Source organism: Desulfothermus sp. (assembly GCF_053993635.1).
In genome coordinates, this window is record NZ_JBMYBT010000040.1 from 1 (window position 1) to 8,636 (window position 8,636).

Annotated in this window: 13 protein-coding genes; 10 read left to right on the forward strand and 3 right to left on the reverse strand. The window is 34.1% G+C overall.

What is annotated here, in order from left to right; genetic code table 11:
• The 8 genes from ACY2V1_RS02745 to ACY2V1_RS02780 all read left to right on the forward strand — a co-directional run.
• The coding region (locus ACY2V1_RS02745) for a cytochrome b N-terminal domain-containing protein (protein ID WP_461833267.1) at positions 1 to 180 on the forward strand (180 nt) is incomplete at its 5' end.
• On the forward strand, positions 177 to 593 hold the full coding sequence (locus tag ACY2V1_RS02750; protein ID WP_461833268.1) for a hypothetical protein: 417 nt from the start codon (positions 177 to 179) through the stop codon (positions 591 to 593). The genes ACY2V1_RS02745 and ACY2V1_RS02750, both read left to right, overlap by 4 nt.
• Positions 575 to 1,354, forward strand: a complete 780-nt coding sequence (gene extS / locus ACY2V1_RS02755) for a selenite/tellurite reduction operon c-type cytochrome lipoprotein ExtS (protein WP_461833269.1) — start codon at positions 575 to 577, stop codon at positions 1,352 to 1,354. The genes ACY2V1_RS02750 and extS overlap by 19 nt, the downstream gene beginning before the upstream one ends.
• Positions 1,355 to 1,464: 110 nt before the next feature.
• A complete protein-coding gene (locus tag ACY2V1_RS02760; RefSeq protein ID WP_461833270.1) occupies positions 1,465 to 2,019 on the forward strand; it encodes a rhodanese-like domain-containing protein in 555 nt (184 codons plus the stop codon).
• A 78-nt stretch (positions 2,020 to 2,097) separates the two neighbouring features.
• Positions 2,098 to 2,526: a tetratricopeptide repeat protein gene (locus ACY2V1_RS02765; protein ID WP_461833271.1), complete on the forward strand. Its 429-nt coding sequence runs from the start codon at positions 2,098 to 2,100 to the stop codon at positions 2,524 to 2,526.
• 29 nt (positions 2,527 to 2,555) lie between these two features.
• Positions 2,556 to 3,740, forward strand: a complete 1,185-nt coding sequence (locus ACY2V1_RS02770) for a YeeE/YedE thiosulfate transporter family protein (protein WP_461833272.1) — start codon at positions 2,556 to 2,558, stop codon at positions 3,738 to 3,740.
• Positions 3,741 to 3,766: 26 nt separating this feature from the next.
• Positions 3,767 to 4,789: a sulfite exporter TauE/SafE family protein gene (locus ACY2V1_RS02775; RefSeq protein WP_461833273.1), complete on the forward strand. Its 1,023-nt coding sequence runs from the start codon at positions 3,767 to 3,769 to the stop codon at positions 4,787 to 4,789.
• A 56-nt stretch (positions 4,790 to 4,845) separates the two neighbouring features.
• Positions 4,846 to 5,292, forward strand: a complete 447-nt coding sequence (locus ACY2V1_RS02780) for a hypothetical protein (protein WP_461833274.1) — start codon at positions 4,846 to 4,848, stop codon at positions 5,290 to 5,292.
• Between the two features lie 29 nt (positions 5,293 to 5,321).
• Here the strand turns inward: ACY2V1_RS02780 and ACY2V1_RS02785 are convergent, their stop codons facing one another.
• A complete protein-coding gene (locus tag ACY2V1_RS02785; RefSeq protein WP_461833275.1) occupies positions 5,322 to 6,161 on the reverse strand; it encodes a DUF169 domain-containing protein in 840 nt (279 codons plus the stop codon).
• 334 nt (positions 6,162 to 6,495) lie between these two features.
• On the opposite strand from ACY2V1_RS02785, the gene ACY2V1_RS02790 reads away from it, so the two are divergent.
• Positions 6,496 to 6,963 (forward strand): hypothetical protein, encoded by a 468-nt coding sequence (locus ACY2V1_RS02790; protein WP_461833276.1) that lies wholly within the window; start codon positions 6,496 to 6,498, stop codon positions 6,961 to 6,963.
• Positions 6,964 to 6,974: 11 nt separating this feature from the next.
• On the opposite strand, the gene ACY2V1_RS02795 is transcribed toward ACY2V1_RS02790, so the two are convergent.
• Together ACY2V1_RS02795 and ACY2V1_RS02800 are read right to left on the reverse strand one after the other, a co-directional pair.
• Complete coding sequence (locus ACY2V1_RS02795) at positions 6,975 to 7,193, reverse strand: FeoA family protein (protein WP_461833277.1); 219 nt, start codon at positions 7,191 to 7,193, stop codon at positions 6,975 to 6,977.
• Positions 7,194 to 7,197: 4 nt separating this feature from the next.
• Complete coding sequence (locus tag ACY2V1_RS02800) at positions 7,198 to 7,731, reverse strand: metal-dependent transcriptional regulator (RefSeq protein WP_461833278.1); 534 nt, start codon at positions 7,729 to 7,731, stop codon at positions 7,198 to 7,200.
• 195 nt (positions 7,732 to 7,926) lie between these two features.
• Between ACY2V1_RS02800 and ACY2V1_RS02805 the strand changes: the two genes are divergently transcribed.
• Positions 7,927 to 8,636, forward strand: a 710-nt coding sequence (locus tag ACY2V1_RS02805; RefSeq protein ID WP_461833279.1) for an AsmA family protein, incomplete at its 3' end; no start/stop codon positions are given.

Genomic DNA, 8,636 nt, shown 5'->3' on the forward strand with positions numbered 1-8,636 from the left:
CACACAATTTTTACAAGGTTTATATATAAGCTTTTTGTTGTGGATGGATTTGCAGGCAAGATTACCCTTGTAAGGGTATTTATATTCCATGTCCTTATAATTCCATTAATTGTTTTTATACTTTGTATTTTGCACATATACATAATTAGAAAAAACAAAGGAGTACTTCCATATCTATGAATAAAAAAAGGGGAAATAAGTTGGCATCATCTACTTATTTATTTTCTTTAATAAAGATATCGAGTCTAATTTACATAGTATTTCTTTTTTTTATAAGTTTGACATTTCCTGCTCCCCTTGGTGCACCTGGCAATTATTATGTGGTTAAACATACAATCAAAGCAGCATGGTTTTTAATATGGATTCAGGAATTGATTAGCCATTCTTTAAATTTTGTGTACTTACTTATATTTGGTTCTATATTTTTATTTTGTCTGCCTTTTATAAAAAAGGTTCAAGTAGAATATGCAAAGTGGTTTAATAGAGAACTTAAAATAATTTATTTAATTTTTGCATCTATTATATTAATCATTTTTATTTTAACAATAATAGGCATGTTTTTTAGAGGAGAAAATTGGCAGTTAAAGATTTAATGATTTTTTTTATAATTTTTTTTGTCTCTGTTGTTGAGACAAGAGGTTCTTCTCCTAAAAATCATTGTTTAGATTGTCATGTGGGTCATTATTTTTCCTATAAAAGTTGTAGGTCCTGCCATAGGGGAATAGATAAATCCTCTAGAAAAGAAATAGGCCACTATGGTCTCATTCCAGGTAGGTATGCATATTTTAGATTTGAAAAGAGTAAGATATTAAGACAGGGAAATAAATTGATCCAAAGGGCAGGTTGCTTAAGGTGTCATAGAATTTCAGGTAAAGGAAATTTTCTTGCAACTCCCCTTGACCTTCTGCCTGATGATATAGAGATAACCAAGCTAGTTGATTTTATAAAAAATCCCCCAATGTACATGCCAGAGTTTAAATTTAGGGATGATCAGATAGTAAAGATAATAAATGTGATATTAAGGGCGATCTTTTATTCCACAAAAATGCATAAAAGAGAGTATTATTATGTCCATTTTGAGTCTTTTGAAAAAAAAGATATTTTTTCTCGTAAATGTGGTATGTGTCACAAGATATTAACAAAGACTAGAGGGGGACTGGGTAAAGGTAACATTGGACCTAACCTATCAGGCCTTTTTACCCAATTTTATCCCCAAAAATCAGTTAAGATAAATGAGACAAATTTAGGTGATTGGCTTAAAAATCCCAGGTCTATTAAAGAGTTAACACTCATGCCTCCTGTTGATATTTCTTCTGATGAAATAAATTATTTGATTAAGTTAATAAAAAATTAGTCTTATTTAGTTGACACAATTAAGCGCCACGATTACATTTTTTTACGTGATGATAAATTGAGGAGTGACGGGGTTAAGGTTTTAAAAATCCAAAAAAGGAGGTTTGAGGTATGAAGAAGTGGCTTAGCTTGATTATTGGGTTTTGTTTTGTTTTGGGTTTATCTTCCATGGCCTTTGCTAAAAATCCTATGAAGGCCAATGAGAAAAAGGTACACAATGAATTTTGTAAGATTATTCCCAAAAGTCGTTGGATAACGGCTCAACAGTTGCATGAAGAATGGCTTAAGAGAAAACAGGGTAAAAGTAATGCTTATTTGATTGATGTTAGAACCGATGCAGAATTCAATGCCTTTCACATTGAGGGAACAGATCACATCCAGGCTGGACACATGTATGTAATTCCCAAAAAGATACCTGATCCAAATGCAAAAATCATCATATTTTGCAGGACAAAACATAGGGCATCCTATGTTGCTGCATGGTTAATCAGGTATGGATATAAAAATGTTTATGCAGTTGATGGTGGAGTACTTGCATGGGCAAAGGCAGGATATCCATTTGTGAACTGGTGGACAGGAGAATTTAAAATAACAAGATATAGGCAGCATCCGTCCAAATTTGAGAAACACGGCTATAAGATCAGGATGTGGAGTGAGCTTTTTTAAAGAGTTAAATGAGAAAAAGGCCCCCGTAATAATGGGGGCTTTTTTATTTGGAAATCTGGATTACAAGGAGCAGACAAGATGAAGGACTTTCTTTATAGGGGTATAATTGGTATAATTTTTATATGCCTTATAACTCCTGTTGCCTTTGGTAATAAAGATATTAGCGTATCAAAACAGAATAAAGAGTTATGTGAAAAGATGTTAAGGCTTGGTCAAGAATCTTATTGGAGAGGAAGGTATTTAGATGCAAAACAATATTTCAAAAAGGCAATAAAGGCTGATCCCTCAAATGAAAAGGCGTGGAGATTTTATGATCTGGCATCAATATTTGCCCTTGCAGAAAAAGTGGAGAAAAATCAGGGATTAATAGCACCAGATGTATCTGTAAGAAAAGAGATTTCACCATCTGAAACACAAGTGCCAGCCCCAGAAGTAGAAAAGCCCAAACAAGAAACCAAGCCCAAGCAGGAAGAGGGATTTGTTATTGAAGATGATGAAGGGTGTTAGTTTAATATTTGGCACTCCAGGAGGAGCATATGGCAGATAGTAGCGTATGGATGCAAGTTATAAGATCTGGATACTCAAAGATATTTTACAGAAATTGGCCTGTTTATATTGGTGCTATGTTAATCGGTTTTTTAAGTGTCCTTACTTTTGCATGGTCTAGACCCTGGGGAGTTGCAGGGGGACTTAGAAACTGGGCAGATAATTTTTTCTACTTAATTGGTTTGTATAGTCATAAACCTGTAAGTCCTCTTATGTCCTCTAGTTCTTTACTTACATTAGGACTCTTATTGGGGGCATTTGTCTCAGCTCTTTTGTCTAAACAATTTGCATTTCAGAGGGCACCTGGTTTAGAAATAATAAAGGGTATAGTTGGTGGAATACTAATGGGTATAGGTTCATCAATGGCTGGTGGTTGTAATGTTGGTGGATTTTTTTCAGCAACCAGTGCCCTATCTTTTAGTGGTATCTTGATGATGATTGGTCTGATTGTAGGCGCAAATTTAGGAATCAGGTATTTATATTGGGAATTAGAACATCTGCCATCTTCAGCATCAGCTACCCCTACTGCAACTGGAGAGGGAAAGAGTCTACGAGATATTGAGCCCTATTTAGGCTGGCTTATTTTTATTTTGATTTTGTTTTGGGTATATTATTACTCAACTCAGGGGTTAACAAGACTGGGTGGACTCCTTTTCTGTGGGGTTTGTTTTGGAGTAATAATCCAGCGAACCAGATTTTGTTTTGTAAGGTGTTTTAGAGAGCCTTTTATGACTGGAGAAGCAGATTATCCAATTGCTATGGCTTGTGCAGTAATTATATCAACCATTGGATTTGCCATTATAAAATATACAGGTCTTCGGCCTGAGCACATCTATGTGGTAAACGCAGTGTGGTTGGGAGCCCTTGTTGGAGGCCTTATCTTTGGTTTTGGAATGGTCATAGCTGGAGGATGTGGTTCTGGATCTGTTTGGAGGTGTGGTGAAGGACAATCAAAATTGATAGTGGCTGTGATTACCTTTTCTCTTACCATGTCCTTATTTGAAAAGTTTACAGATGCCCATCCTGGATTTAAAAAACTTTTAGGCTCCAAGGTGTATTTACCTGCACATATTGGATATCTCCCCAGTGTACTATTAATTATTTTGATTATGATATGTTACATGATATGGGCAAAATGGAATGAAGAGACAGAAAAGTTTGTTGTGGAGATATAAACCTTTAAAATCTGTTGGAGGGAATTATGCTGGAGATTAAATGGTTAGAAGTTGCAGGCCAGACATACCACATAAGCGCCCTTGTCTATTTTTTGTGGTGTATTTGGGTGGGGTGGATATTTTCTTCAGTAGGTGCCTTTGGTGGTATCATGGCTGGAGTAGGGCATCTATCAATTCTGGGTATAGGAAAATGGGCAGGCACACTTAAAGGTACCCCTGTTAAAATCGGTAGTTACCATGATGCTGGAAAATTTGTAACAGATAACATCAGATTTTCAAATACCCTCCTTACAGTGGTTAATTCAACTTCCAGTACTATTAACTGGTATACTCAAAAGAGGTTGGTCTGGCCTGCTGGTATAGCTCTAGGTCTTGGGATGATCATAGGAGCACCCTTGGCAGTGTGGCTAACAGGTGGTGCTTTGGGTGTTAAACTGTACAAAGGTTTTTTTGGAATTTGTACGATCCTGGTCTCTTTATATATGTTCTATCAACTAACTCCCCATGCAAAGGCCCAAAAATCTGCAGGAAAGGCAGCAGCTGAGCGGTTTAAAAAGAGGGTCCAGGAACTTAAGTCCCAGGGCAGATTACATGAATTAGAAGGAGTTGAAAATTTAAAGCTCACATCCAAAGCTGCTGAATTTGACTTTTTTAACGAACACTTTCAAGTGAAACACTATGTTCCCTTTGTCTTTGGTTTATTTGTAGGATTTATCGCCACAATGATTGGTGTTGGCGGTGGATTCTTGCTGGTTCCTTTTTTGACCTTTATTGGACTTCCAATGTTTATTGCCCCTGGTATTTCTGCGCTGGCAGTTATTGCAAATCAGGTCTCAGGAGTTATTAGCTGGTTGGCAAAAGGACAGGTATTCCCAATTGCAGTGGTGGTTGGTTGGTTTGGTATTTTGATTGGCTCATATATAGGTCCAAGGACTCAAAAATATCTTCCTATGGGATTTATGTACGGACTTTTTGGGGTCTTGGCATTTTATGTTGGGCTCAGATATATCCTGGCTGGTTTTTGGGGAATAAAATTGCCTCCTGCATAATATAAAAATTAGCCCATGTCGTTTAGGACCTGGGCTAATTAAAATTTTTAAATAAAATGAATTATTTTGTAATAATATATATCATCGTTACATTTGGTGTTATTTTACTTGTAGAAAGATTAACATATAAATTTGTTGGGTGGATATTTGCGTCACATATAAAAGAGATTGTAGAAAAAGAAAAAGAGGTAGCTCATTATCAAGAGCTAATGATCCTGGCCCTTGCAGCAAAAGAAAAAGAAGCATATAAGGGCTTAAATCAAATGGCAGATGAACTCTATTGGAAAATATTTTTTAGAAAATTAATTATTTTTTCTACTTCTTTTTTTCTTTTGTTTTCGCCCTATATTATATTGTCAAGCTATTTTTTTAAAAATAAAATAAAGGGCGCTGTGGGGATAGATTTTGTAGTAGCTCTTTTATTTTTTATGACAAAAACCATTTGGCAGTATGTGAGTTCTGTATTAGAGGCGAGGAGAGAATTTAAAAGACAAAAAAACTAGTAAAAAAGGGGCCTATAGCCCCTTTTTTTCTAGTTTTTCCCTTTCTTAAATATAAGAAATGGGCATAATTTGCAGACATCATAACCTGGATAAGTATGACCAGTTCTTGGATAGGATGCTCCTCCATCTCTTATAATTCTTTCCAATGTCCATTTTAACGTAGGTTCTAAATGGGAGTATGGCATAATAACATTTATTTCGCCCTGTTCAGTCTTTCCAGAAGTATAACTTCCACTACACATCTGGGTTATATTAGGTTTTTGTGTAACATAGGTATAAACACATCCATGGCATACAGATGAATTCATTGTCATTATCATCTCAAAAGGATGTGTATCAAATGCAGCATCCCAGTCATTTCCTATATGATATGATTGTAATACATCACACATCATATGTATAACGTCTGGCTGAAACTTGGCCTTATGTAAAGGGGCAGTTGCAAATGCCTTAAGACCTGGTTCTAGCCTTTTTTTGGTCTTTACAAATCTAATGGCCTGTTCTTTATCTTTGGTATATTTCAAGTGTCCTTTAATTTCTGAGTCATCAAATTCCTTCCACCCCAGGACAAATTTGGCATTGGAACAACCCATTTTATCCTTCTCAGAAAACAAAATATGTCCTTCCTGTCTTGAAGCAGCTACATAATGGCAAAATGTTAAAGGTTTTAATGCTATTTCATAGTCATTATTTTTTTTGAATTCTTCAATTTCTTCATCCTTGTAGAAATATTTTACTGCCACAGGGTAGTATTTGAATTTGTAAATATTTCTTAAAATAAAAACCATATCAGAATTTGAAAATTTATCCTTTTTTAACATTTCTCTGGCAAATTTTATATCATCTAGTAACAAACTTGTGTCTATCATTTTATTCCCTCCAGATAAAGGTTAATTTAGTACAACTCCTTTTTTAGGATACGACTCACTTTTAAATAAAACGCAACTTCAGATGATGTCAACTTTTTATTATTATTTTTTATATTATACCATAAATTTTGGGTTAATAAACCCCTTGAGTTGGCGTGTAGTCAACATATTCTTGATTTTTTTCGCAAGGTTTGCAATAATTAATTTTTATGAGCTCTTTTGCCTTAAAGAATAAAAGACTATTTTCTAATTTTCGTTTTTTAAGACTTTGACACGAAAAATTCTACCTTCCCACCTGAAGCTATTTAAAGAAAATTAGAAGGAGACAAAAAATATGCAAATAGAATCCATTGATTTTAATGAATTTAAACCAATAATTTATGATATTGTGAAGGAATTATTAGAGGAAGAAAGGAATAAACAAAAAGAATTAGATGTACCTGTGATCTCTAACTTTGAGCTCTATGAAAGGGTAGTAAAGATCGAAGAAGAACTAAGACATCAAAGGGAACTTATAAAAATTATTCTGGAACAAATGGACAAAAGGTTTGAACAGATTGACAAGAGATTTGAGCAGGTTGATAAGAGATTCGAGCAAATAGATAAGAGATTCCAGCAAGTTGATAAAAGATTCGAATTAATTGAGAAGAGATTTGAGCAAGTAGACAAGAGATTTGAACAGGTAGATAAAAGGTTTGAGCAAATAACAAGTCGCTTGGATAGATTTATGTTCTGGACATTGGGACTTGTAGTGAGTGCTACTATAACAATAATTGGATATATGCATTATTTTATAAAATAAACTTTCAGGGGCTACTTAATTAAAATCTTTTCAGCCATACCCCTCCCAATGGCTATTTTCCCATCTCTGACTTTTAAAACAATTGGCCCCCATCCATTTTTTGATATTATTTTTATTTTTATTCCTGGGGTTAATCCTAGGTTGAAAAGTTTAGATTTAATTCCCCTTCCTCCTTCTATATCTATAAGTGTCCCTTCATCTCCTGTATTAAGATTGGTCAGCTTCGTCATAATTTTAATCCCCCACTATTTCTATTCTTATTTTTTTATAAATGTCGTCTAAATATTTCCTGTATTTCTCGCAGGTTGCCTCGTCTTTGCCACGTTTTATATATTCATGAAAATATTTTAACCATTCGGTTCCTGCTCTGGGACACGATTTTATGAAATTCATAAAATCTACAAACCTATCCAGTGTGGAGGTGCTAACAGCATGTTCCATTTTACATGCCTCTTGTTCTGCAACTGCATCTTCTATCCCAAGTATCTCGTGCAAAAATTTTTTTAATGCCCTATGTCTTCTTTGAATTTCTTTCCCAATTTCCCTACCTTTGTCAGTTAGTTCTATATATTCATATTTTTCATATTCAACCAACTTGGCTTTAGATAAATTTTTTAGCATACTAGTCACAGTAGGCATGCTCACTCCCATTTTAGAAGCAATATCCTTGACCCTCACAGCCTTTTTTTTCTCTTCAAGGGTAACAATTGCTTCTAAATAATCCTCCATCTTAGAGGTAATGGGTTTATTTTTGGATTTGTTGTTCATTTTTATATTTGAATGTTCGTAAAAAGTTTTATTCGTCTAATTATTGCTTTATGCCTTTGTTGTCAAGTTTTTTTTGAAATTAGCAAAGTAGATTATAACCATTGGAGATTTCCTAAGAAACATAGGATTATCATTTTGACAAAAAAGGATTTTATGCATAATAACTTTTATAGGGTAATTAAAAAAGGGGATAAAATGAAAAACCTGGTTATTATCTTGTCAATTTTGATTGTAGGTGTAGGTATCGTTGTTTTATTTTTATATCTTAAACTACATACGATAATAGAGCAGGGAATTAAAAGGATTGGACCTAAGGTTCTTAAAACAAGTGTTGGGTTAGACAAGGCAAAGGTTTCTTTATTTTCTGGACAGGGTAAATTGTTAAACCTTTCCGTAGGAAATCCTGCTGGTTTTACCAGTTCATATCTTTTTAAAGTAAAAAAGATGGCTATCAAGTTCGAACCAATGTCCGTGTTTAAAGATATGGTTATAATCGATGAAATTTATATAGATTCACCATACATTGTCTATGAATATAGGGGAAAAAAGAGCAATTTAGAGGTATTTCAAAAAAATATTGCCGGTGAAACAAAAGTGAGTAATAATAAGACTAAAGGTGTAATATCAAAAAAGAAAACACAAAAACACATATTAATTAGAGATTTGATTATTAGAAATGCTCAGGTAGAGGCTATTTTCCCAGATTTGGGATTAAAGAAGCAAGTGATATTAAAAGGGATTCATCTAAAAAATCTTGGTGGAAAGGATAAATCTCAAAAGCAGATATTTTCTTATATTATTAAATCTGTTGTTTCCCAAATTCTCCCTACAATTGCCCCTACGGTTGAAGCTCTAAAAGCCAACATAAAACAAATAAAGGGTAAGATTAAAGAGCAGGTAAAACA